The sequence below is a fragment of the Paraburkholderia sp. RL18-101-BIB-B genome, assembly GCF_046026985.1.
GTDB lineage: Bacteria > Pseudomonadota > Gammaproteobacteria > Burkholderiales > Burkholderiaceae > Paraburkholderia.
Genome location: NZ_JARESV010000001.1, coordinates 337,251 through 361,653, shown reverse-complemented (window position 1 = coordinate 361,653; position 24,403 = coordinate 337,251). Strand labels below are relative to the sequence as shown.

Annotated in this window: 24 protein-coding genes; 15 read left to right on the top strand and 9 right to left on the bottom strand. The window is 62.2% G+C overall.

Annotation, left to right across the window (positions count from 1 at the left end; genetic code table 11):
• Window positions 1-16 precede the first annotated feature (16 nt).
• Window positions 17-772 (top strand): amino acid ABC transporter ATP-binding protein, encoded by a 756-nt coding sequence (locus P0D73_RS01610; protein ID WP_408280813.1) that lies wholly within the window; start codon window positions 17-19, stop codon window positions 770-772.
• Window positions 773-873: 101 nt separating this feature from the next.
• The gene (locus P0D73_RS01605; RefSeq protein ID WP_408280816.1) at window positions 874-1,479 is read left to right on the top strand and encodes a hypothetical protein; all 606 of its coding nucleotides are present in this window, start codon (window positions 874-876) and stop codon (window positions 1,477-1,479) included.
• Window positions 1,480-1,527: 48 nt separating this feature from the next.
• Here the strand turns inward: P0D73_RS01605 and P0D73_RS01600 are convergent, their stop codons facing one another.
• Window positions 1,528-2,208 carry a helix-turn-helix domain-containing protein gene (locus P0D73_RS01600; protein ID WP_408311991.1) on the bottom strand — a complete coding sequence of 227 codons (681 nt, stop codon included), beginning with the start codon at window positions 2,206-2,208 and terminating at the stop codon, window positions 1,528-1,530.
• Between the two features lie 102 nt (window positions 2,209-2,310).
• Here P0D73_RS01600 and P0D73_RS01595 point away from each other — a divergent pair, with 102 nt between their 5' ends.
• The gene (locus tag P0D73_RS01595) at window positions 2,311-2,757 is read left to right on the top strand and encodes a GNAT family N-acetyltransferase (protein ID WP_408281450.1); all 447 of its coding nucleotides are present in this window, start codon (window positions 2,311-2,313) and stop codon (window positions 2,755-2,757) included.
• 300 nt (window positions 2,758-3,057) lie between these two features.
• On the top strand, window positions 3,058-4,668 hold the full coding sequence (locus P0D73_RS01590) for a Na+/H+ antiporter (protein WP_408280821.1): 1,611 nt from the start codon (window positions 3,058-3,060) through the stop codon (window positions 4,666-4,668).
• A gap of 45 nt (window positions 4,669-4,713) precedes the next feature.
• On the opposite strand, the gene P0D73_RS01585 is transcribed toward P0D73_RS01590, so the two are convergent.
• Window positions 4,714-5,127, bottom strand: a complete 414-nt coding sequence (locus P0D73_RS01585) for a DoxX family protein (protein ID WP_408280824.1) — start codon at window positions 5,125-5,127, stop codon at window positions 4,714-4,716.
• A gap of 169 nt (window positions 5,128-5,296) precedes the next feature.
• Window positions 5,297-6,211 (bottom strand): LysR family transcriptional regulator, encoded by a 915-nt coding sequence (locus P0D73_RS01580; protein WP_408280827.1) that lies wholly within the window; start codon window positions 6,209-6,211, stop codon window positions 5,297-5,299.
• 220 nt (window positions 6,212-6,431) lie between these two features.
• On the opposite strand from P0D73_RS01580, the gene P0D73_RS01575 reads away from it, so the two are divergent.
• The 4 genes from P0D73_RS01575 to P0D73_RS01560 all read left to right on the top strand — a co-directional run bounded on the left by P0D73_RS01575 (window position 6,432) and on the right by P0D73_RS01560 (window position 10,168).
• Entirely contained in the window at window positions 6,432-6,773 is a 342-nt protein-coding gene (locus P0D73_RS01575) for a DUF4148 domain-containing protein (protein ID WP_408429267.1), read from the top strand.
• A 50-nt stretch (window positions 6,774-6,823) separates the two neighbouring features.
• Window positions 6,824-8,137 (top strand): serine hydrolase domain-containing protein, encoded by a 1,314-nt coding sequence (locus P0D73_RS01570; RefSeq protein ID WP_408429265.1) that lies wholly within the window; start codon window positions 6,824-6,826, stop codon window positions 8,135-8,137.
• 49 nt (window positions 8,138-8,186) lie between these two features.
• Window positions 8,187-9,053, top strand: coding sequence for an NmrA family NAD(P)-binding protein (locus tag P0D73_RS01565; RefSeq protein ID WP_408175127.1), 867 nt, complete (start codon window positions 8,187-8,189; stop codon window positions 9,051-9,053).
• Window positions 9,054-9,145: 92 nt separating this feature from the next.
• On the top strand, window positions 9,146-10,168 hold the full coding sequence (locus tag P0D73_RS01560; protein WP_132378004.1) for an aldo/keto reductase: 1,023 nt from the start codon (window positions 9,146-9,148) through the stop codon (window positions 10,166-10,168).
• Window positions 10,169-10,292: 124 nt separating this feature from the next.
• On the opposite strand, the gene P0D73_RS01555 is transcribed toward P0D73_RS01560, so the two are convergent.
• Window positions 10,293-10,718 carry an organic hydroperoxide resistance protein gene (locus tag P0D73_RS01555; protein WP_408249109.1) on the bottom strand — a complete coding sequence of 142 codons (426 nt, stop codon included), beginning with the start codon at window positions 10,716-10,718 and terminating at the stop codon, window positions 10,293-10,295.
• A 453-nt stretch (window positions 10,719-11,171) separates the two neighbouring features.
• On the opposite strand from P0D73_RS01555, the gene P0D73_RS01550 reads away from it, so the two are divergent.
• Window positions 11,172-11,576: a VOC family protein gene (locus P0D73_RS01550; RefSeq protein WP_408312016.1), complete on the top strand. Its 405-nt coding sequence runs from the start codon at window positions 11,172-11,174 to the stop codon at window positions 11,574-11,576.
• A gap of 53 nt (window positions 11,577-11,629) precedes the next feature.
• On the opposite strand, the gene P0D73_RS01545 is transcribed toward P0D73_RS01550, so the two are convergent.
• Window positions 11,630-12,481, bottom strand: coding sequence for an alpha/beta fold hydrolase (locus P0D73_RS01545; protein ID WP_408429261.1), 852 nt, complete (start codon window positions 12,479-12,481; stop codon window positions 11,630-11,632).
• 84 nt (window positions 12,482-12,565) lie between these two features.
• Between P0D73_RS01545 and P0D73_RS01540 the strand changes: the two genes are divergently transcribed.
• A complete protein-coding gene (locus tag P0D73_RS01540) occupies window positions 12,566-13,429 on the top strand; it encodes a LysR substrate-binding domain-containing protein (protein WP_408429259.1) in 864 nt (287 codons plus the stop codon).
• 31 nt (window positions 13,430-13,460) lie between these two features.
• Here P0D73_RS01540 and P0D73_RS01535 read toward each other — a convergent pair whose 3' ends face one another.
• From P0D73_RS01535 to P0D73_RS01520, 4 genes are read right to left on the bottom strand one after another with little or no spacing between them, the layout of a single operon-like run.
• Window positions 13,461-14,390: a CobW family GTP-binding protein gene (locus P0D73_RS01535; protein WP_408429257.1), complete on the bottom strand. Its 930-nt coding sequence runs from the start codon at window positions 14,388-14,390 to the stop codon at window positions 13,461-13,463.
• Complete coding sequence (locus P0D73_RS01530) at window positions 14,387-16,045, bottom strand: amidohydrolase (RefSeq protein WP_408429254.1); 1,659 nt, start codon at window positions 16,043-16,045, stop codon at window positions 14,387-14,389. Before P0D73_RS01530 ends, P0D73_RS01535 begins: the two co-directional genes overlap by 4 nt.
• Window positions 16,046-16,077: 32 nt before the next feature.
• The gene (locus tag P0D73_RS01525; protein WP_408249119.1) at window positions 16,078-17,463 is read right to left on the bottom strand and encodes a sodium:solute symporter family protein; all 1,386 of its coding nucleotides are present in this window, start codon (window positions 17,461-17,463) and stop codon (window positions 16,078-16,080) included.
• A 12-nt stretch (window positions 17,464-17,475) separates the two neighbouring features.
• Window positions 17,476-17,685: a DUF3311 domain-containing protein gene (locus P0D73_RS01520; RefSeq protein ID WP_106300676.1), complete on the bottom strand. Its 210-nt coding sequence runs from the start codon at window positions 17,683-17,685 to the stop codon at window positions 17,476-17,478.
• A gap of 343 nt (window positions 17,686-18,028) precedes the next feature.
• Between P0D73_RS01520 and P0D73_RS01515 the strand changes: the two genes are divergently transcribed.
• From P0D73_RS01515 to P0D73_RS01495, 5 genes are all read left to right on the top strand, one after another.
• Complete coding sequence (locus P0D73_RS01515; RefSeq protein ID WP_132377992.1) at window positions 18,029-18,439, top strand: nuclear transport factor 2 family protein; 411 nt, start codon at window positions 18,029-18,031, stop codon at window positions 18,437-18,439.
• Between the two features lie 13 nt (window positions 18,440-18,452).
• On the top strand, window positions 18,453-19,868 hold the full coding sequence (locus P0D73_RS01510) for an NAD(P)/FAD-dependent oxidoreductase (protein ID WP_408429252.1): 1,416 nt from the start codon (window positions 18,453-18,455) through the stop codon (window positions 19,866-19,868).
• Between the two features lie 238 nt (window positions 19,869-20,106).
• Window positions 20,107-21,537 (top strand): amino acid permease, encoded by a 1,431-nt coding sequence (locus P0D73_RS01505; protein ID WP_132377990.1) that lies wholly within the window; start codon window positions 20,107-20,109, stop codon window positions 21,535-21,537.
• A 140-nt stretch (window positions 21,538-21,677) separates the two neighbouring features.
• Entirely contained in the window at window positions 21,678-22,667 is a 990-nt protein-coding gene (locus P0D73_RS01500; RefSeq protein WP_408429249.1) for an AAA family ATPase, read from the top strand.
• Window positions 22,664-24,388 (top strand): cobaltochelatase CobT-related protein, encoded by a 1,725-nt coding sequence (locus P0D73_RS01495; RefSeq protein ID WP_408429246.1) that lies wholly within the window; start codon window positions 22,664-22,666, stop codon window positions 24,386-24,388. The genes P0D73_RS01500 and P0D73_RS01495 overlap by 4 nt, the downstream gene beginning before the upstream one ends.
• The last annotated feature ends 15 nt before the right edge of the window (window positions 24,389-24,403 follow it).

Below are 24,403 nucleotides of genomic sequence, written 5' to 3'. Positions count from 1 at the left end.
GCACAGGACTTTCGCTATGAATACGATCCCCAATAATGAATTCGCGATATCTATCAACGGACTCTCAAAGAGTTTCGGCGAGTTCAATGTACTCAATTCTATTTCGCTGAATGTCCGGCGAGGTGAAAAGATTGTTCTGTGCGGACCGTCCGGCTCCGGAAAATCGACACTGATTCGCTGCGTGAATCGACTGGAGAGGCATGATTCGGGAGATGTTCGCGTCGACGGAATCGAGCTCAATGACAATGTGAAACACGTACGCATGATACGTGCCGATGTCGGCATGGTGTTTCAGCATTTCAATCTGTTCCCTCACATGACGGTGCTGGCAAACTGCACCTTGGCTCCCATGCGTGTTCGTGGTTTGAAGCGGAAGGAGGCCGAAGCACGGGCGCTTGAAATGCTCGAACGCGTTCGCGTGGCGAGTCACGCCGGGAAATACCCTTCCCAGCTTTCCGGCGGTCAACAGCAGCGGGTGGCTATCGCAAGAGCGCTCTGCATGTCGCCGACCATCATGCTGCTCGACGAACCGACGTCCGCGCTCGACCCGGAGATGGTCAGGGAGGTGCTCGACACGCTGACGCTGCTCGCGCAAGACGGCATGACCATGCTTTGCGTCACCCACGAAATGGGATTCGCGAGGGCGGTGGCCGACCGCATTCTGTTCATGGACCAGGGTGAGATCGTAGAAGACAACGAGCCTGGCCACTTCTTTGATGCGCCGAGGACTGAGCGAGCGAGGCGATTCCTCAGTCAGATGATTCACAAATGAATATGTCATGTTAGGCATGCGCGAGAACTCGAACTTTTCAAAGAGGTCGAGACGCTTCGCCCACAATAAAACGGTATCCCGCAGATCTTCAGGAGTAAAGCATGGCCACAATCAGATTTGGCACCCTTGGCCCATCCGGAACGAACCACGAGTATGTGACGCGTCGTTACATTGAATTCCACGGCCTCGAGGCGGAAGTCAAACTCTTTGATAATTTCGACGACGCGCTAGCTGCGTTTGACGCCGACGAAATCGACTATCTCATTCAGTGCGCGGTTCATCCGGATACCCCGCGTGTGATGGGCAGTAATTTCCGTGAGCGGTTCGTTGTCGACACGTTCATCTCGCCGAGTCAGACATTGGCGATTCTCACGCGTAACGACGTGGACAAGCCGGAAACCATCTCGCTCGTTTCTCCCGCAACCGATGACTACGTCGACCTCGGCGCGTATTCCAGGCGGATTCCCGCAGTCTCGATTCCGGTGGCTTTCGAGCGACTGATGAAGGGAGAATGCGATTCCGCGCTGGTCTATCGATACTATTTCGACTCGCAACCGGAGACGCTGCGAGTGGATGCCACGATCGGTTCGCCCGATGACGCCTGGATCGTGTACGGCCGAGAGCGCGTTGGAGCGGGAGAGATTGTCGCCAGTCGAGAAAGCGCGGTGGCAAAGCAATTCGCAGAACTGCAGCGGTCGCAACGATAAACCGGTGCGTGCGATAGGGTGGTTGCGAGAGGCTACGGCCTCTATTTTCTAGCTGTATTCGCGGATGTTGAAGAACACTGCGAGAAATTTGACCGGCACGCTTTCGATTTCTTCCGGACCATGCGCCGCATTCGGGTCGAACAGCAGGCTGTCGCCGGGTTTCAGGTCGTAGAGCCGATTGGCGTAACGGTATTTCATCTTGCCTTCGAGTACGTGAAGGAACTGAATACCCGTTGTCTGGTGGGTTGACCACGGCTGGGACTTTTCGTCGAGCGTAACGACATACGGCTCCACGGAGAGATTCCCTGACAATACGTGGCCAACGAGCCGATAGATGTGGCCATACGACGAACCTTCCCTGTCGACAGTCACGCCTTGTCCCGCGGGTACGAACGAGCAGTCGTGGCGCTCGCTCTGATCGACGAAAAAGCGCGATACAGGTTTGCCCAACGCATTGGCCAGCCGCGTAAGCGTTTCTATCGACGGAGTGGCCGTTCCTTTTTCGATTCTTGAGAGCATCGAATGGGAAATGCCGGCCATTTTCGCGAGGGTGCCCGAAGCGATTCCTGCTGAGGTTCGGAAAGCATGAATCTGTGCAGCCAGAGCACGGGACACTTTCTCCACTGCAGGGTCCGTCTGCTTCTCTGCTACCTCGATGTCCGGAGATTCTTCAGCGGGTGGCTGACTCTGAGTTTTTGGCATGGTGCCTTCAATGAAGGAGCAGTTCAAAGATGACTACTTGTTGCCATTATATGAGGCATTGCCACGCATGAGTGGCAAGTCAACGGCTTTTTGGCAGTGCCGCGCGAGATAGCAAAGGAGACTGCGTTGATGCATATTCGCCCTATTGCACCGACAGATGCACGTTCCGTTGCGCACCTCGTGGATGCGCTTCTTGTGGAGCTTCACAATGGCGAACTTGAACACGCGGATCGAGTGTCTATCGCTGAAGCCGTTCTGACCCAAGCGAGTCGCTGCTTCGGATATCTGGCGCTCGAAGGGGATAGTCCCGTAGGCGTACTTCTAATGACAGAAGGAATGGCAATATACGCGGGAGGGGCCTTCGGACAGATTACCGAGCTATATGTCCGACCCGAATGCCGGTCTGGTGGATTGGCCGCGGCGCTGGTCTGCGAAGCCGCGAGGTTCGGCAAGGAGCGCGGATGGAAACGACTCGACGTGGGCGCTCCCGGTCAGCCCCGTTGGAGCCGGACGCTTGCGTTCTATCTGTCCGTGGGTTTTGTCGAGGTTGGACCACGGTTGCGTCTTGACTTGTGAAGATTGAGCGCCTGCGATTACCCGAAAGCGACCTCGTCGAACTAGATTCGTATCACGTGGACATCGCGTCACAACCCGGTGATTTCAGAGCCGTGAAGGAGCGTTATATTCGTTCCGACTTTCCTGCATGGACGATTATGGTTGCGGCGCTGAGGGAATAACGCCGAAGTCTCGCGGCGTATTTTTGCCGGGTTGCAAAGGTGGGCTTCATGGGCGGCTGAAAATGTTTGTACATTACGATATGCAAGCATAACGGTTTCGGCAACGGCCGGCCGCCACCGCACCCTTGAGCGCCCACTGATGAACCACATCGTATTCTTCGAAGGCCTGCTTCTCGTACTGCTCGGCGCGTGCGTGCTATCGCTCATTGCCAGCCGTTTCAATCTGCCGTCGGCTGCCGTATTGCTGGTCGGCGGTGCGGCGATCGGCTTCGCGACCGATGCGCCCGTCGTTGCGTTCGACCCCGACGTCATCATGGTCGTGCTGATTCCGCCGCTGCTGATGTCCAGTGCGTTCTATACCGCCTGGCGAGAGTTTCGCCGCGAGACAGCGCCAATCGCGTCGCTGGCGCTCGGGTCGGTGATTTTCACGACTGCGTGCGTCGGGTGCGCCGTCCATTGGGTCGATCCACAGTTGCCGTGGGCCGCGTGCGTCGCCCTCGGCGCGATCGTGTCGCCGCCCGATGCGGTGGCGGCCAAAGCCCTGCTCGGCGAGTTGCCGTTGCCGGAGCGGCTGGTCACCGTGCTCGAGGGCGAAAGCCTCGTCAACGACGCGTCAGGGCTCGTGATCTATCGCTTCGCGCTGGTTGCGCTGGCGGCGGGCACCTTCAGCGCGAGCGACGCCGTCCTCACCTTTTCGACGCTTTCGCTCGTCGGCATCGCAACGGGCGCGCTCATCGGCTGGGCAACGATCAAGCTGCTCGGCTGGCTTGAAGACGCGCATCTGGCCGTCGTGCTGACCTTCCTCGCTGCGTGGGCCGCGTATCTGCTCGGTGAACGCCTGCATGGCTCCGGTGTGCTGTCGGTGGTGGTGTGCGGCCTGATCGTTGGACTGTGCCAGCACATGACACTCGACGCGACCACGCGGCTGAAAACCACGGGCACGTGGGACGTCGTCGTCTTTGTGCTGGAAGCGCTCGTGTTCATCCTGATCGGCGTGTCGCTGCCCGGTACGCTGGCAAAGCTCGATGCGGGACACACGTTCTCGTGGTGGCTGCCCGAGCGTGTGTGGGTGGTGGCCGGCGTCACGGTCGCGGTTGTGATCGTCGCGCGGTTCGTCTGGGTGATGGCGGCGATCGCGTTGCCCGAATATCTCCTCTCGCGCGCGCGTGACACCCAGCCCAGAACCGACCTCAAGCAGGCGACGATTCTCGGTTGGGCCGGAATGCGCGGCGTTGTGAGTCTCGCCGCTGCACTGGCGCTGCCCGAGTCGCTAGCCGATCGCGATCTGCTGATTTTCTCGACATTCGCGGTGATCTTCGTGACGGTCCTCGTGCAAGGTTTGACGCTGGCGCCGCTCGCGCGCCTGGTCGGTTTCAACGATGCTCACGCGTCCGCCGAATCGAAATATCTCACGCAATATCAGGCTCGATCCCTCACGTTTCAGGCGTCGCTGGACGCGCTGAAGCAGATCGACCTCGCGCAATGCAAAGGCAACGAAGACGTGGTGCTGCGGCTGATCGACGAATACAGCTATCGTATCGACAGCAACGTGCGTGCGCACACGGGCGGCGAAACGCTCGTGCACTTGCGGCTGACGCGGCTGAACCTCGGGCTGCGAGCGGTCCAGGCGGGCCGCGCGGCGCTGCTTCAGTTGCACGACGAGAACCGGATCAAGGACAAGACCCTGCACCGGATCGAATCGGAACTCGATTTCGAAGAGGCACGGCTGAAAAAACTGTTGGGGCCGTGAGGCGGCGATGCGCGAGGAAAACGGCACAAGTGGAAAACGCGATGCTTACTGCCGGGCTGTTCCGTCGCGCTGCTCCGCTCGGCCGCCAAAACGGATCTCGCCGGGCCCGGCAAGCGCGATCGTGCCGAACAGAATCAGCAGCATCCACGCGAACTGTCCTTCCGCCAGCGACCAGTCGCGATGGACGAAGGCCAGCGCGACCACCGTGACGATGAGGATCGGCAACGCAGCGAGTCGCGTCGCGATCCCGAGGATCATCAGCGGCGGACAGATGACTTCCGCGAAAATCGCGAATGTAATCGACACGGTTCGACCCAGGTGAAACGGATCTTCGATCGCCGCTGCCTGGCTCGCGTAGTGCATGGCTTTCGGCAAGCCGTGAACCACGAGGACGAGCAGGCTCGCGGTCACTCGTAAATACAGCAGTCCAAAATCCGCGGTCGTTGCCCTTAATTTCACACGCGCCTCCTTGTTCTCGCCTGGATTGAGCGATCATAGGCTAGCGCGGGCTGAACGTCCTTCCAGATTCCTTAAGTGTTCTTAAGCGTGAGGTAAAAGGTGTTCGCTTTGACCGCTAACGTCGAGCGTCGGTTGAAAAAATCTGAACGAATGGGACTATTTCGACTTGCTAACTCGTACTCGTCAAAGCGACGATAAAGTCAAGAAATACCCTTGCCTTGGCCGGCATGTGGTGCCGCGACGGGTGGTACGCATAGAGCGGGAAGCGCTCATCCGGCCAGTCTGGAAACAGGATGACGAGCCGGCCCTCCCGGATCAGGGGCTCGGCCCCAAGCAGCAGCATCTGCGCGACGCCGGCGCCAGCCAGACACGCGTTGAGGAGTGCGCTCGGATCATTCACCGTAAGCCGACCATTCGTTTCGACAACGAGCTTTTTGCGCTTGCGATGAAACTCCCACGGATACGGCTTTCCGGTATCCGGGTTCCGGAATTCCAAACACCTGTGCTCCCCGCGACTCAGCTCTTGAGGCTCCGCCGGCCGCCCCCGGCGAGCGAGGTACGAGGGAGATGCGACGGTGACAACCGCGGTGTCGAGGAGCTTTCGCGCAATCAGACTGGATGAGCGAGGTTCGCCGAAGCGCAAGGCCAGATCGAAGCCGTCCATGACGAGGTCGCCGAGTTGATCTCTCGCAATGAACTCGAGTTCGAGTTCAGGATGCGCATCCATGAATTCGTCGAGCTTCGGACCCAGAATGATCCGCGAAAAGACCGGGTCAAGATTGATTCGCAGCTTCCCGCGCACGGTCGCGGCGCCTCCTGCCGCGGCCGCGGCGGCTTCCTCCATGCCCCTCAAGTGCGGCATGACCTGCTCGTAGAACCGCCGGCCCGCTTCAGTCAGGGACACGGCGCGGGTCGTCCGATTGAAGAGCCGTGTTTTCAACCGCCTTTCGAGTCGAGCGATTGCCCGGCTAACCCCGGGCGGCGACATACCCATCAATTCGGACGCGGCTGCGAACGTTCCCGCATCGACGACGGCGGCAAATACGCTGATACCGCTGGAGAGATTCTCGCTGGACGATCTCATGGGCGCTGCTTCCTGGTCATTTAATGGTCGAAGACGTTCAGTCGAATGCCAAGCCGTTATCGGCTGGCCCTGCACCGTGCGTCAAAAACCGCACTATGACTCATTAGTAACCATCAGTCACTTCACAAGTGTCATTCGTGTCATTTAGTTTCTCATCGCGTTTGCCCACAATGCATCCCAACAGGTCGTTTCAACCTCAGCGATTCAAAGGAGCATTGCCATGAATACCCGTCATCTCGCGCTTGCCATCGCGGCCGCCATCGCCTTCCCTGTCGCTGGATACGCGCAGGAATCCAGCTCGACTGTCACTCGTGCGCAGGTGCGCGCAGAGCTTGTGCAACTGGAAAGCGTGGGCTACCGGCCCGGCCGCGCCAAAGATCCGCATTACCCCGCCGACATTCAGGCAGCCGAAGCGGCTGTGGTCTCGCAGAAGGGCGCCGAGTCGATCATCGGCAGCAGTGTGGGCGGTGTGCGCAGCGGCTCGTCCGCTTCGGGCAACCGCGTCACCGCAGCGGCGGCCCCCGCGAATGCACCGTTCGATTCGCTTTACGCACATCGCTGATTGGCACGCCACACCCATCATTGTTCATTCCAATTTCCAGGGAGTAGGAGATGACCGTTCAACTCACCCGCCGCGATCTGTTGAAGCGAGCATCCGGCCTGCTGGCCGTCGCCGCAGTGGGCGGATTGACCAGCATCGATACCGAGGCCGCGCAGGTGCATCAGGCGCGCAATCGCGTTCTGGTCCGCAACCCTGCCTTTGCCTCGATCGACCTTTCCTTGCGGGAGGCTGTCGACAACGGCACCGTAGCCGGTGTGGTGGCGATGGGCGCCACGCAGCGCGGCCTCGTCTACGAAGGCGCATCAGGCCATGCCAATCCCCAGGCCGGTACGGCAATGACGCCCGACACGGTGTTCTGGCTGCTATCGATGACCAAGGCGATCACCGCCACGGCCTGCATGCAACTCATCGAGCAGGGCCGGCTTCGGCTCGACCAGCCCGCAGGCGAGATCCTTCCGGAACTGAAGTCGCCGCAGGTGCTAGACGGCTTCGATGCATCGGGACAGCCGAAACTGCGTCCTGCACGAAACGCGATAACCGTGCGTCATCTGCTGACTCACACGTCTGGCTTCACGTACAGCATCTGGAGCGAAAACATCAGCCGGTACGAAAAGGTGACCGGCATGCCGGATATCGGCTACTCGATGAACGGCGCGTTCAAGGCACCGCTGGAGTTCGAACCCGGCGAACGCTGGCAGTACGGCATCGGCATGGACTGGGTGGGCAAGCTGGTCGAGGCAGTGACGGATCAGTCGCTGGAGGTCTACTTCCGGGAGCACATTTTCGCGCCGCTCGGCATGAGCAATTCGGGATTTCTAATCAGCGGCGCGCAGAAGCAGCGCGTCGCGACAATGCACAACCGGCAACCCGACGGATCGCTCAAGCCCGCGCCGTTCGAGATCAACCAGCGGCCCGAGTTCTTCATGGGCGGCGGCGGTGCATTCAGCACGCCGCGCGATTACATGGCGCTTCTCCAGATGCTGATGAACGGTGGGACGTACCGTGGCGAGCGAATCCTGCGCGCCGACACCGTGGCGACGATGTTCCAGAATCAGATCGGAGATCTTCAGGTAACCGAAATGAAAACGGCGCAGCCGGCGTGGTCTAACAGCTTCGATCAGTTTCCCGGGACGCCTCACAAGTGGGGGCTCTCCTTCGACATCAACACACAGCCCGGTCCGCATGGCCGTAGCGCGGGCAGCATCAGCTGGGCGGGGCTGCTCAACAGCTATTTCTGGGTCGATCCGGTCAGGAAGGTGGCCGGCACGCTGTTCACGCAGATTCTGCCGTTCTACGACCCTCGTGTGGTGGATCTGTACGGACAGTTCGAGCAGGGGCTGTATCACGGTTTGCAACATGCGTAAGCCCCGCTCACGGAGCGGCACACATCTATCTATGCAAGGAGAAGCTGCAATGTATGCAATCACAGGGATAACAGGCAAGGTCGGCGGCGCGGTGGCGCGCACGTTGCTCGCCGCGGGCCAGCCGGTACGCGCGGTGGTACGCGATGCCGCCCGGGCACGTTCGTGGGCTGAGCGCGGGTGTGAAATGGTGACAGCCGACATGGACGACGCGGCGTCCCTTACCGCCGCTTTCGAGGGCACGCAAGGCGTGTTCATTCTGCCGCCGTCCGAGTTCGATCCGTTGCCGGGCTTTCCCGAGGCACGTGCTGTCATTGACGCCGTGCGCGAAGCGCTTCAGTCGGCGGCACCGGGCAAGGTGGTCTGCCTGTCGACGATCGGCGCGCAGGCCACCGAGACCAATCTGCTCACGCAACGTACGCTGATGGAGCAGGCGCTTCGCGATTTACCGATGCCCGTGACATTCCTGCGTCCCGGCTGGTTCATGGAAAACGCCGCGTGGGACGTCGCGCCGGCTCGCGACAACGGGATCATCTCCAGCTTTTTGCAGCCGCTCGACAAGGCCGTGCCGATGGTCGCGACCGCGGACGTTGGTCGCGTTGCCGCGCAACTGCTTCAGCAAGCGTGGCGCGGCGCGCGTGTCGTCGAATTGGAAGGGCCGCAGCGTGTGAGCCCGAACGAACTGGCCGAGACGTTTGCCCGGGTGCTGGGTCGTCCGGTTCGGGCGGAGGTGGTGCCGCGCGAGACATGGGGCGAGCTGTTCCGCTCCCAAGGTACGAAGGACCCGTTGCCGCGTATGCGCATGCTCGACGGGTTCAATGAAGGCTGGATCGCCTTCGAAGGCGATCCAGCCGACGTCGTCAAGGGCGAGGTGGAACTGGAAATCGTTCTGCGCGACCTCGTCTCGCAGGCGGGCTAACGCGGGCGCATCCGGTGACGCGTGCAGGATGCCGCGTCGCCGGGTGCTCCGCGCTCATCGTTCATCGAGGGATTCATATCAAGGGATTCGCTATGGAATACAGCACACTCGGCAGGTCTGGGCTGCGCATTTCGCGTCTTTGTCTTGGCGCCATGACCTTTGGCGCCGGTACCGGCATCTGGGGCGAAATTGCCGGCCTCGACCGTGCCCAGGCCACCCGGCTTGTCGCGATGGCCGTCGAGCGCGGTATCAATCTGATCGATACCGCTGACGCCTATTCGCAAGGGCAATCTGAAGCGGTCGTCGGTCAGGCGCTGGCCGATCTTGGACTCGACGAATCGCGCATGCTGGTCGCGACCAAAGTCCGGCTGCGCACAGGAGCCGGCCACAACGACGTCGGTCTCGGCCGCTCGCACATCATGCGCTCGGTGGAAACGAGTCTTCGGCGTATCGGCCGGGATCATATCGACCTGTTTCAGTTGCACGACCGCGATGAACTCGTTCCGCTGGAAGAAACGCTGCGTGCTCTCGACGACCTGGTGAGGCAGGGCAAGGTGCGCCATCTCGGGGTCTGCAACTTCAGCGCGGGCGACCTGGAGCGTGCACAGGGCATTACCGCCCGCACGCACTGGGCTCGCATTGTCAGCAATCAGGTTCACTATGCGCTGACGAGCCGCGACGTCGAGCATGAGATCGCGCCCGTGGCAAAGGCGAACGATGTTGCGCTTATGGTGTGGAGTCCGCTCGCGGGCGGATACCTGAGCGGTAAGTACACGCAGGGAAGCAGCGGCGAAACCGGGCGTCGGACCAGGCTGAATTTTCCGCCGATCGATCCCGCAAAGGCGGATCCTATCGTTCGCGTAGTGTGCGACATCGCTGCGGAGTTGAACGCGTCGCCCGCTCAGGTGGCATTGGCGTGGATTCTGGCACGCCGTGAAGTCTGTTCTGTCATTGTGGGCGCGCGCACGCCAGAGCAACTCGCCGCTAACCTCGACGCTCAGCAGATCGCGTTGAACGCGGCGCAGACCGAACGTCTGAATCAGGTTTCGCAGCCGCACCTGCCTTATCCTTACTGGATGCAGCAGTTCCACGACAAGGATCGGGTGGTGGTCTGATTGCTTGGCGAGCGACAATTCTGTCACCCGATCGAGGGCGACGAAAGAATGCAGCGGATGCCGTGCCGCTCTACGCGACACGGCATCCGCTGCTTGCACAAAAAAGCGCGTGTTGACGTACCGCTTAGACCAGCGTCAGTTTGACGTCGATGTTGTTGCGCGTCGCGTTCGAATAAGGACAGACCACATGTGCCTTGTCGATCAGCGCTTGCGCCTCTGCGCGGTCCATGCCCGGCAGCGAGATTTTCAGTTCGACTTCGATGCCGAAGCCATTGGGAATCTGTCCGATGCCGACGCTGCCGTCAATGGCGACGTCCTTCGGCAAGGCGATCTTCTCGCGCGCGCTGACCGCCCTCAACGCGCCGATGAAGCACGCGCTATATCCCGCCGCGAAGAGTTGCTCGGGGTTGGTTCCGTCGCCGCCTCCGCCGCCGAGCTCCTTCGGCGTGGTCAGCTTGAGATCGAGGTTGCTCTCGGGAACCGTCGCACGCCCGTCGCGCCCGCCGGTGACGTGCGCATGAGCACGGTACAAGACTTTTTCAATCGACATTCGAGACTCCTTTACGTGTCAGGGTGGTCGAAGACTTCCCGGTGCGTCAGCAAGTTGAAGGCCGCGCCGTGAAGCGTCATGCACAAGCATACTCAAAGCGACGCGAACGCGCTCGGTGCGAGCCGGGCCGCTCGATCAAGCGACGTGTGCATGCTTGATCAAGACGATAGTACGAACGCAACAGTCGTGTCGACCGGACAATCACGAAGCAATCCCAACCGGTCGTCTACCCCGACAGCGCAAGCATCTCCTGGAAGCGAGGTAGTCGCAGCAACCGGCACGAAACGCGAGCAAGCCGCGCGCACGCTAGCATCGCACAGCCGGAAACGCCCGTGGCGCGGCCCTGCGCGACCCATGGCACGAGCACGGTGATGCGAGTATTGAATGTGAGCTTTTACTCGTAATATCCTCCGTACGGAACGCAACGAGCGATCCGATTCAACGGAGATCGACATGACCGATATCACGACCGCCATGAAGCTCAATCACGTGAGCTTCCCTTCATCCGATGTGAGCGCCACCGCCACCTTCTTCGAGGACCATCTAGGCTGTACGGTTGCCGCGCGAGGAACGAGCTGGTTTCTGAAACGCCCCGGATTCGACATCGTGATCGATGATGCCGCCGACCATCCGGTGCAATGGCCTCACAACTTTCACATCGGCTTCGAACTGGCGTCCCTCGACGAGGTTCGCGGGCTTTACGAGCGGATGGCCGCCGCGGGTGTCGTGATGAAAACCGGCGTCTTCAAGCATGAACGCGGCTCGCGATTTTTCTGCGAGGTACCCGGCGGCGTGCTCGTCGAAATCAATACGCGTTCGGATGCCGACGAGCAATATCGCGGCACCTTCGACCTCTGACGTTCTCGGCGACCCCGCTGCGGAATGCCGAATGCTGAACCGAAACGCCGGATTCAGAAGCTGACGAATGCCTGCACGAGCCGGTTAAAAGCGCCGGCGTTCGACACATTCATGCCGTGCGACGCGCCGGCGATGGTTTGCCGCTCCGCATAGTCGATCCATTCCGCGAGCTTTTCGATGTTGTTGCGGAACATGCGCGGGCTGCGCTGCCCGTCGATCAGCAGCGTCCGGCACTGCACGCCGCGCGCGGTTTCGCGGGAATAAGCGGGCAACGGATCGCGGAGCTGCTTGGGCAGCGTGCCCGCGTTGTCGATCGCCATGGTGCGGAATGCAACCGGGCTCTTGCGCCACGATCCGGGCACGCTTACCGAATCGACGAAAAGCTCCAGACCCGCATCGATCTGCTGGCTCTCGATGAGTTCGGCGACGCGCGCACGCAGCACATTGGTCGTGGCGGGCAGCGTCGCGTCCGGCATGCCGTCGATCTGCAGCGGACCGCCCGGGTCCGCGAGCGTTAGCGTCTTCATGAGCCGCGGATAGTCGCGCGCGACATGAAACGCCACGCAGCCGCCGCGCGAATGGCCGACCAGATGGACGGGCCCGAGGTCGATCGCCTCGATGAACTCGGCCAGCTCGGCGACGTGCGTCTGCCAGCCGAACTCGCCCTGGATGCACGCCTCGCTCGCCGGCCAGTAGTGGCTCAGGCTCACCGAGATGCAGCGGAAATGCTGCGAGAGCGCTGCGGTCTGGGCATTCCAGTAGCGATAGTCGCACAGCGAGCCGTGCACGAACACGAGCGGCTCGCCTTCTCCGCACTCGACGTACGGCACGCAGATGCCCGATGCGATGGTCGCAAACGACAGTTCGGGTACGGCAAGCACTGAGAGGTCGGTACGGGCGTTCATGGACTGGCTCCTTTGCGGCCACTATGCCCCATGTCGCTACTTTAGAAAATCGCGTAATATTGATCGAATCTATCTACTTTTCTGATGCCAGACCCATTGAAAGCCCTCGACCTGGACGTGATGACCATGATCGTCGCCGTCGCCGACACCGGCAACATCAGCCGGGCGGCGGAAGTCGTGCATCGTTCGCAATCGGCGGTGAGCATGCAGATCAAGACGCTCGAGACCGCGCTGGGCAAGCCGCTGTTCGTGCGCAAGCCGAGAAACGTGGTCCCGACGCAGGACGGCGAAGTGCTGCTGACGTACGCTCGCCGTATGCTCGCATTGCGCGACGAGGCGTGGGCGGCGGTGGTCCGGCCGGACGTGACCGGGCGCGTGAGCATCGGCGTGCCGGACGACTACGCGTCGTCGCTGCTGCCGCCGATCCTCAAGAAGTTTTCCGCGACCTATCCGAAGGTGGAGATTCAGGTCGTCGGTTTGCCGAGCGTCGCACTCGCGCCGATGGTGAAGGACGGCTCGGTCGATCTCGTATGCGCAACGCGAGTCAAGGGCTTGTCAGGCGAATTCATCCGGCTTGAGCCGATGGAATGGGCGGCGGCGCCGAGTGCCGATGAAATATGGCGCGAGCGGCCATTGCCGATCGCCGTGTTCCTGCCGGGCAGCGTCGCACGCGAGAACGCGATTCGCAGCCTGGAGCGGGCGAAGATTCCCTACCGCACCTCGTATGAGAGTCCGAGTCTGCTGGGCCTGCTGTCGATGGCCGAAGCGGGGTTGGCGATTGTTCCGCTCGCGCGATGCGCGGTGCCGGCACACTTCACGCTGCTTGGACGTGCGCACGGCTTGCCCGAGATCCCCGCGCTGGAAATGGTGCTCGCGCGCAGCACGGCTTCGAATCGTCCGCCGTGCGATTTTCTGGCGGAGAAGATTGTTTCGGAGTTGAGGCGTTAGCTTGCCCGGCATTCGTGTCAATCGCCCGAGATCATTGCCCGATTTCAGCGGCTTTCAGCGCCGCTCGCGCGTGCAACTCGTCTTCGCGATCGAACATGCCGATCAGAACGATCTGCGATTCCGCGCAAGCGCGGGCCGACGACGCGCTGAGCACGACGCGATTGCCGACCACATGCAACTCATGCAACGCGCCGTCGCTTTCCAGGCGCACGAAGCCTTTCGCGCGCAGCAGCTTCGCCGAAAAACTCCGCAGCGCTTCCTTCAGCTTCTTGCGGCTCAGGCACGCGTTGGTGGTAAACGAAAAGCTGCACAAATCGCGCGGCGTGGGAGAGGCGGAGAGCGGCAGTGCGCCGGTGTTGCGCGCGGGCAGCACATGCCGGTCGAAGATCAGACCGAGCTGCACGGCTGCGTGCGTCGCTTGCACGATGACACGGCTATTCGCAAGCGCTTCGACGCGCGCTTTGACAGCCTCGCGCGAAGGCTCGCTGAGCAGATCCATCTTGTTCAGCACGATGGCCGTGGCACCCGCAATCTGCCGCTGCGCGATGTCGCCGACATAAGGATCGGCCAGCGTCTCTTCGACGCGCTCCGCGTCCACCAGCACGACGATGCCGTCCAGACGAAACGCGCGGTCGAGCAAGCCGATCTGCGCGATACGCACCGGGTCGGACACGCCGCTCGCCTCGATGATCAGCAGATCGGGCGCGTCGCTGCGCGAACTCACGGCAAGCAGCGCTTCGACCAGCCGGCCGCCGATCGAGCAGCACACGCAGCCATTTTCCAGATTGATCACGTCGTCGGTGCGCTGGCGAATCAGCGAAGCATCGATATTGATCGAGCCGAAGTCGTTGACGAGCACGGTGATGCGCCGCGATCCGGCGTTGCTCAGAATATGGTTGAGCAGTGTCGTCTTTCCCGCGCCGAGATAGCCGCCGATGACGACGAGCGGAATCGCACTCATCCCGCTGGCGCCTGGAAGATGCGTCCGCCGAGCACCGTGCCCCACACTTCCAGATCCTTGAGACGCTGCGGCGCGACCTCGGCCGGGTCTTCGGCGAGCACCGCGAAGTCCGCGAATTTGCCGACTTCGATACTGCCCACCAGATGGTCCAGCTTGAGCGTGTAGGCTGCGCCGAGCGTGATCGCGCGCAACGCGTCGGCAACCGGCACGCGTTCATTGGCGCCGAGCACGCGGCCCGACGCGGTTTCGCGCTGCGACGCGCACCATGCGGTGAAGAGTGGATTGAGCGGCGTGATGGGCGCATCGGAATGAAAGGCGAACGGAATGCCCAGGCGGCGCGCCGACTCCGCCGCGTTCATGCGATTCGCGCGATCCGCGCCCATGGTTTGCGTATAGTGCGCGTCGCCCCAGTAGTAGATGTGGTTCGAGAAGAAATTGATGCACAGCCCGAGGCTCGCCGCCCGCGCGAGCTGGCTGGCGTCCGCCATCTGGCAGTGCTGCAGCGTATGCCGATGATCGCGTCGCGGATGAAGCGTGAGAAGCCGCTCGAAGGCATCGAGCACGAGTTCGGTCGCCTCGTTGCCGTTGGTGTGCACGTGCAGTTGCAGGCCGGCTTCGTGAAACGGCGTGAACACGTCGACGAACTGGCTCGGCGGAATCAGCCACAAGCCATTGGGCTTGCCGTTCAGATAGCCGGGCCATTTCAGGCGCGCGGTGAAGCCCTGAATCGATCCGTCGACGATGAACTTGACGGGCCCGAAGTGCAGCTTCGGTGTCGCGGTTTCCATCGCGGAGAGCACTTGTTGCGCGCCGCCTTCGGGACTGCGTTGCGGTGCGAAGGCGGGCACGATGCGCACCGGAAAATCCTCGTTGGCGGTGACTTCGCGCAGGTTGCGGTTGCCCAGTTCGGAGAAGTCATTGACCAGGTCGGTCGCGGTCGTCACGCCGGCGAGTTGCGCGACCCGGCCGAAATTCCAGATGGCCTTCGTGCTTTCGCTCGCGGCGATCGAGAGGCCGGCGCCGATCACGCGGTAGACCGGGAACATCGCGGCGAACTCCTGCAACTCGCCGGTCGGCTGTCCGCTCCCGTCCTTGTCGATGCCGTCGATATCCGTTTCCTCGTCGATGCCCGCAAGAGACAGCATCGCCGAATTGACGTTCATCAGGTGCACGCTCGCATGCAGGATCACGATGGGCCGCTTGGCCGACACCGTGTCGAGTTCGCGCACGCTCAGGCGTTGGGTGCCGAAGAAGATCGGATCGAAGCCCCACGCGAGCAACGGAGCATCGGCCGAGGTCATTTCCGCCTGGGCCGCCTTCAGCCGCTCGATCACGGCGTCCAGCGTCGTCAGGCCGGGCCAGCGCCGGCCGTCGGGGCCGCGGCGGTCGTAGTAGCCGACATAGACGGCGTCCCACATCGCACCTTCCATGAGATGGCAATGGCCTTCGACAAACCCCGGCATCAGCACTTTGTCGCTGAACGTATCGACGATTTCCGCGTCGCCCCATTGCTTCACGTCGTCAGCGCCGCCTACCGAGAGGATCTTGCCGTCGCGAATCGCGACGTGCGTCGCATAGGGTTGCATGGGATTCATCGTCACGATCTTCTTCGCAACGAACACTTGTGTCGGGTGCTGCTCTTCTCGTCGAGTCATAGTGCAGTGATTGAAGTTCATTCAGCTCGGTTTCAACCGAGCGCGTGCGCGCGGCTCGGTTTCGCGGTGAGGTTCACCGCCGTCAGCACCAGCAGATTCACGCCGAGGCATACCAGTCCCAGATTGAAGCCGCCGAGGTCGATCTGCAATACGTACAGGATGATCGCGAGCACCTGCCCGGTCAACATGCCGGACGCGATGGCGGACGGCCGCACGCGCAATCCGAACAGTACGACCATCACGCCGGGGAAGAACTGCGTCACGCCGTAATACGTGGTGTTGATCAGCGTGAGCATCAGATTCGGCGTGAGCAGCGTCATCACGATCGACACCAGCAGGTACAGCACGATCACCACTTTCGCGCTCGTCTTCTGGCGAGCTTCCGGCATGCCAGGCAGGAGATTGCGTGTGACGATCGGGCCGATCGCGAGACAGATGCCGGCCAGCACGAGCAAGCCGGAGAGCGACGCGCCGGCGGCGACGAGTCCGAGCAGCCAGCCCGGCAACAGCCGGATCGCGGCAGCGAAGAATGCTTCATTGGGCGACGCGAGATGCAGGTTCTGACTGATCGCATAGTACGACGCGACCACGAGAAACGGATACATCAGCATGTACAGCGGCATGGCGACCTGCGTGCGGCGGATCGTGTTCGCGCTTTTCGCGGTAAAGAAGTTCTGCACCGCGAACGGCATGACGTAGAAGCCGAGCGACTGGAACAGCATGGTGCTCATCGAGAAGGTCAACTGGTGCGAATTCATCCGGTTGCTCACATGCAGGCTGGCCGCATGAAACACTTCGGTCACGCCGACTTCCATCGAGACAGCGACACCGGTGACGACGATCGCGACGACCATCAGGATATCCTTCAGCACGGCGATATACGCCGATGCGCGTACGCCGGCGATCGCGATATAGGTGAACGCGAGCAACGCCGCAAACAGGATCAGATACAGCGGTTTGAAGTTCCAGCCGAGACCGTTCAATGCGGCCACTAGCCCGGTGAACTGCAACTGCCCCCACGGAAGCAGAAAGACGATCGCCGAGCCCGCGACGATCAGTTCGAGCGAGCGGCTCTGAAAATGTCCCTTGAACAGATCGGGCAGGGTGATCGCGTTATAGCGCTTGCCGGCTTGCCAGATCTTCGGACCGATGAAATAGCCGACGGGATAGGCCAGCAGAATGTAGCCGAGAAACCAGACGCCGTAGGTCGGTCCTTTGGCATAGATGCCGCCCGGAAAGCCGACCATCGTGCCGATGCTGTAGATCTCGCCGGCCGCGAGGAAGAACACGAGGTAGGCGCCGAATTGCCGCGACGCCACGAAGAAGTCATGCACGCTTTGCGGACCACGTCCCTTGTTCGAACGGATCGCCAGGTAGAGCGAGAAAGCGAGAAAGCCGAGAAAGACTGCGGTGGCCATCCGGACACTCCTTTAGCGGTTTTGCGGGTGGGACTCGTCGTGGCGGCAGTCGAACACGCGCCAGCAGATCATCAGGCACCCGGAGGTGAGGATGAACCACGCGAAGATCCAGGCGTAGATGAACGGCACGCCCAATACGAAGCGGTCGACGGACGCCACCCACGGCAGCAGGCCGACCACGCCCAGATAGGGAATGCCGAGTCCGATAAACAGTTTGAGCACCTTAACTCCTCGCAGCGTGAAGTCGTGGACAGGCGCGGCCAACAGCTCTGGCAGTCGCGCAAGGACAGGCAATCGGTGAAGATAACGGCCAGTACCCTCAGTGTTGCCGAACAAAAAAATAGAACCATAGAGCCAGTTGCCGGGAGTCTATGAGTCCAATTCAGCAAATGCCGTGGATACGGCGAAACCCGCGTCCGTACTCGCTGCACCAGGCGAAAGCACCGCACTGGACCTACCCGTCGGACAGACCCCCTGCCTACAATTTCCTCACGGATCGCCAGCCGCCGGCTGCGTCTCATGCCTTATCGAAACGAAAGCGAAAGTCATCCAGGAGGAGAAAGCAATGGCTCAAACACAGACCCCGCTGCAGCACGTCACGGCCGAGACGCTGGCCGCGTTTTCCGATGCGTTCAATCGTCATGACGCGGATGCGTTGATGACCTTCATGACCGACGATTGCGTGTTCGATGCAGCAGGCGGTCCGGAAGTCTTCGGCACGCGCTTCGTGGGCCGCGACGCGACCCGCGCGGCGTTCGAAGCGGTCTTCAAGACCTTTCCCGACGCGCATTGGGGCAAGGGGCGCCACTACGTGAGCGGCGAACGCGGCGTGTCCGAGTGGGTGTTCACGGGAACGCACGCGGAAGGCTGGCGTATCGAGGCGGAAGGTTGTGACCTGTTCGAGTTCCGCGACGGCCTCATCGCGGTCAAGCGGGCCTTCCGCAAGGAACGTCCGAAGCAGAACCTCGCACGCTGATCGGGAGCTTCACATGGAGCACAGTGAAATCGAACGCGTCGCGCAAGGCATGCCGTCCGGCCGCGAAGACGATACGCGCTACGATCCGGCGTACGACCCGCTGGTGTCGCCGGGACCGGGCTGGGGCAAGCAATACGCGCCGACCTACTGGGTCGCGACCGCGGGCACACCGCCCGAAGACGATGGTCCGATCACGGCGGATGTCGACGTGGATGTGGCGATCATCGGCGGCGGCTATACCGGGCTCGCCACGGCGCTTTGTCTCGCGCGGGAGCACGGCATCAAGGCGGTCGTGCTGGAAGCCAACAAGACGAGTTGGGGCTGCAGCAGCCGCAACGGCGGGCAAGGTCAGAATGCCTCGGGCCGGTTGTCGCGTTCCCAATGGATCGAACGTTGGGGTAAAGACGTCGCGTTGAAAATGCACGACGAGATTCAGGAAGGTTTCGATAACTTCAAGTCGTTGATCGCGGAGATCGATTGCGATCCGCAACCCGGCGGCCACTTTCTGATCGCGCACCGTCCGCGCATCATGCAGAAGCTGGCGGCCGAGGCCAAGGTCTGGAAAGACGTGTTCGGCTATCCGTCCGAGCTGATCGACAAGCAGACCTTCCAGCGCGAGTACGTCAACGATCACGAAGCGGCCGGCGCGCTGCACGAGCCGGAAGGCATCGGCATTCATGCATTGAAGCTCGCCTTCGGCTATCTGCGGCTGGCCCGCGAAGCGGGCGCCAAGGTGCATCCGGCGAGCCCCGTGCTCGGCTGGGAGACGATCAATGGCGTGCATCATTTGCGCACACCTGGCGGTATTGTGCGGGCGCGCGCGGTCGGCATTGCAACCGGCGCGTATACGGCGCAAACGCTGCACAACTCGCTGCGCAGCCGCATCATGCCGATCCTGTCGAATTCAATGGTCACGCGACCGCTCACGAAGCAGGAAATCGACGCATGCAACTTTCGCACGACCCAGGTGCTCACCGACACACGCACGCTGCGCTTCTACTATCGCTTCCTGCCTGACAACCGCTTGCAGATCGGCAGCCGTTCCGCGATCACCGGCGCCGACGCGCCCAATTCGCGCCACTACGATCTGCTGGTGGAAGGCATGTTGCGCAAATTTCCGGCCTTGCGCGGCGTCGCGATCGATTATTCATGGTGGGGCTGGGTGGACGTCAGCCACGACATGATGCCGCGCGTGTATCAACCGGATCCGATGCAGACGGTGTACTACGCGCTCGGCTACGGCGGCAACGGCGTGTCGTATTCGCAGCAGGCCGGGCGGCGGCTCGCCGAACGCATCGCGGGAAAGGGCACGAAACAGACGCTGCCGATCTTCACGTCGCCCTTGCCGGGGCACCCGTTTGCGCCATTCCGGCGAATCGGCCAGCGGATGCTGTATCAGCTTTATTTCCGCCGCGACGAAAAGCCCTGATGCCGCGGGCGGAGATTCACCCGCGCGCATGCGGCGCTGAACTCGCAACTTGCCGCGCGCACGGCGCAAACGGCGCACACTTGCAGCATGCGCCCAGGCTGCGCGGTGCTTCATAAAAAATCATAGGGCGAGACGCATGGGCGTCCTCGCCTCATCCAGTCTTGAAGACGGCAGGACCTGGGCGGCTGCATGGCAGACCGGCCCGGTCCGCGATCGGATAACGGAACGTGGAGGTGACATGCAGCGATCTACAGATACAACGGAATTGAAGGCGGGCCTCAAACAGCGCCACATGACGATGATCGCGCTCGGCGGCGTGATCGGCGCGGGGCTCTTCGTCGGCAGCGGCGTGGTCGTGCAACAGGCCGGCCCCGCGGCGGTGCTGTCGTTTCTGATCACCGGCGCGCTGGTCGTGCTGGTCATGCGGATGCTCGGCGAAATGGCCTGCGCGATGCCGGCCGTCGGCTCGTTCTATGAATACGCGCGGCTGGCGTTCGGCGGCAAGCGCGCCTCCGGCAATCTTGCGGGCTTTCTGACCGGCTGGATGTACTGGTATTTCTGGGTCATCGTCGTCGCGGTGGAGGCCGTGGCGGGCGCGAAGCTCGTGCAGTTCTGGTTGCCGGATGTTCCCGCGTGGGCGATCAGTCTCGTATTGCTGGTGACGCTCACGGCGACCAACCTGGTCTCAGTCGGCAGTTACGGCGAGTTCGAGTTCTGGTTCGCGTCGATCAAGGTCGCGGCGATCATGGTGTTTCTGTTTCTCGGCGGCATGTATGTGCTGGGACTGTGGCCCGCGGCGAAGCACGTCACCGCCGTGCTGCCGACGCTGCTCTCGCACGGCGGCTTGATGCCGAAGGGCATCGGACCCGTGCTGAGCGGAGCGGTTGCCGCCACGGGCTTTTACTTCGGCGCGGAGATCGTCACGATCGCGGCGGCTGAAGCGCAGGAGCCGGCCAAGGCCGTCGCCAAAGCGACGAACTCGGTGATCACGCGTGTGCTGGTTTTTTATGTCGGCTCGATCCTGCTCGTCGTCGCGCTTGTGCCCTGGAACTCTCCGAAGATGGCGACGCCGTACGTCAGCGCGCTCGATGCCATGGGTATTCCGGCCGCCGCCAGCGTCATGAACGCGATCGTGCTCACCGCGGTGCTGTCGGCGCTCAATTCGGGGCTCTACGCCGCGTCGCGGATGATCTTCGCGCTGACGCGCCATGGCGATGCGCCTGCCGCGCTCGCCAAGGTCAATCGCCGCGGCGTGCCGGTGCGCGCGATTCTGATCGGCACCGTGTTTGGCTACGCGTCGGTGGTGATGTCGTATGTGTCGCCGGATACGGTGTTCGCCTTCCTCGTGAATTCGTACGGCACGGTGGCGATTTTCGTCTACGTGCTGATCGCGATCTCGCAACTGAAACTGCGCGCCCGCATCGAACGGGATGCGCCAGAGAAACTGCGCGTCAGGATGTGGTGCTACCCGTATCTCACGTGGGTCGCGATCATCGGCATGGTCGGCATTCTGGTGGCGATGGCGTTCATTCCCGAGCAGCGTCAGCCGTTGTGGTTCGGGGTCGCGAGCCTCGGTGTGCTGCTTCTCGCTTATCTGCTGCGCGTCCGCAAGACGGGCGCCGGGTTCAGCGAACCGGACACGCTGGAATACCGGCACCACCATCACTGATATGAGAATGGCGCGTAGGCTGTAAAAAAACGAGATGATTTGTATCGAAAAAAGAAAGTGCGTATGATGGACCGGCGAGGCCGCGCCGCCTGTTTGCTGGGCGCCGGCCCCCGTCGTGACGAAGTGCGGAGGAGACCGTAGTGACCGATATCGTGACAGGCAAGCCGGACCGGATGGTCTCGGTGCGCACGTTGTTTGGCATCGACTCAGGCTTGATGGTGCCGGCCTTCAGCGAACGCGACGACCACGTTCCGGAGATCGACGAGGTGTACCGCTTCAATCCTGAAGTGACGCTGGCGATTCTCGCCGGCTTCATGCGCGAGCGCCGCGTGATGGTGCAGGGCTTGCACGGCACGGGCAAATCCACGCACATCGAGCAGGTTGCGGCGCGTCTGAACTGGCCCTGCGTGCGCGTGAATCTCGACGGGCATATCAGCCGTCTTGATCTGGTGGGCAAAGACGCGATCATCGTGCGCGACGACGTGCAGGTCACCGAATTCCAGGAAGGCATCGTGCCGTGGGCGCTGCAACGGCCCATGGCGTTGATCTTCGACGAATACGACGCCGGCCGTCCCGACGTGATGTTCGTGATCCAGCGCATTCTCGAGCGCGACGGCAAATTCACGCTGCTCGATCAGAACCGCGTGATTCATCCACATCCGTACTTCCGGTTGTTCGCCACGACCAATACGGTCGGCCTCGGCAATCTGAATGGCCTTTACCACGGCACGCAGTTGTTGAATCACGCGCAGATGGACCGGTGGAACGTGGTGGCCACGCTCAACTATCTGCCGCGCGCCGAAGAGGCCAGCATCGTGCTGGCGCGCGTGCCGGAACTCGCCGACGCGACCGGCCGCGCGCTGATCGAGTCGATGATCAGCGTGGCGGAATTGACGCGCAAAGGCTTCGCCACCGGCGATCTCTCCACGCTGATGTCGCCGCGCACGGTGATCGACTGGGCGGAGAATTGCCAGATCTTCCGCGATCCGGCGATGGCGTTTCGCCTGACCTTCGTCAACAAGTGCGACGAGGCGGAACGGCCTATCGTGGCTGAGTATTTCCAACGCTGCTTCGATAGGGAGATGGAAAGCGCGGCGGAGCGCGAGGCGCGCTCGACGGTGCCGCAATGACGCCTGCCGAGCGGCAAGCAACACGCCGCGCCGAACAGCGTCAGAACCTGTGCGCGGCGGCGGTGCGCGCACTGACCGGAGACGCCGAGCTGCATTACCGCGCCGGCCGTCTGTACCGTGGCCTGCGCGCGCTGCCGCTGCACGCGCCGCATCTGCGCACGGACCCGCAGGTCGACGATCTGATGTCCCTGCGCGGCGCAGCGGACGGTGCTGCATTACGCCTGACGCATTCCGATGCGCAGCTCCACGCGAGGCTGTGTCCCGCCGAGCCGATCGAGCGGCTCCTGTTCGAACTGTTCGAACAGTTGCGCTGCGAAGCGCTCGCACCGGCCAGCATGCCGGGGCTCGCGCAGAATCTGCGCCATCGCTTCGAGACATGGTCGCGCGCTTTCTATCGCACTGGACTGATCGACGGGCACCTGGGCATTCTGCTGTACACCGTGGCCCAGATCGTCTGGTCGCGTCTGTCGGGCTGGCCCGTACTGGAAGAGACCGAAGGTCTGATCGAAGCCACGCGTGCCGCGATCACACCGACGTTGGGCGTGCCGCTCGCGGCACTGCGGCGGCATCGAATGGAGCAGGGCGAGTTTGCGATTCATGCGCTCGAGTTCGCCCGTCTCGTTGGCGTGATGATGCGTGAAGCGCGCGCGCAGTCCCTCGAAGAAGACGAGCAGGCACCGGAAGACGACGAAGCCGTGCGCGCCATGTTCACGCTCTGGTTCGACACCGACGAAGGCGAGCAGGTCGACATGGGCCTCGCCGCCACCGGCGAGAGCCGCGTTCTCAGAGACGCCGAGCATCGTTACCTCGCGTACACCACGCGCTACGACCGCGAGTTCGTGCCGGGCTCGCGCATACGCAGCGAGTTGCTGGCGGAATACCGCGACCAGCTCGACAAGCGCATCGCCGCGCAGCGCATCAACGTGCCGCGGCTCGCGTATGCGCTCAAGGCCGCGCTCGCGGTGCCGCAACGCGATGGTTGGTCGTTCGGTGAAGAGCACGGCCGCATCGACGGCCGGCGTCTCGCCCAACTGGTCAGCTCGCCGGCGGAGCGGCGTTTGTTTCTGCTAGAACGGCACAAGCCGATCGCCGATTGCGTGGTGAGTTTTCTGATCGATTGTTCGGGGTCCATGCGAACCTATATCGAGCCGGTGGCGCTGCTGGTGGACGTGCTCACGCGCGCGCTCGATCAGGCCGGTGTCGCCAGCGAGGTCTTGGGTTTCTCGACCGGCGCCTGGAACGGCGGCCGCGCGCGGCTCGACTGGCTGGCCGGCGGCCGGCCGCATCATCCGGGGCGGCTCAATGAGCTCGCCCACCTCGTCTTCAAGGATGCCGCGACGAGTTGGCGGCGCGCTCGCGCCGACATCGCCGCGTTGTTCAAGGCCGATCTGTTCCGCGAAGGCGTGGACGGCGAGGCGGTCGACTGGGCCTGCACGCGCCTGCGCGCGCGTGCCGAGGCGCGGCGGATTCTTGTCGTGATCTCGGACGGCAGTCCGATGGACAGCGCCACCGCTCAGGTCAACGACACCTACTACCTGGACAATCACCTGAAGCAAGTAGTCGCGCGCAACGAAGCCGCGCGCGACGTCGAATTGCTGGGCCTTGGCGTCGGACTCGATCTCAGTCCGTATTACCGCCGTTGTCTTGCGGTCGATCTGTCCACACCGCCGGACATGTCGCTGTTCGCCGAACTCGTCGGATGGATCGGCGCACGGCGGTAGGTGGACCGTGGCGTT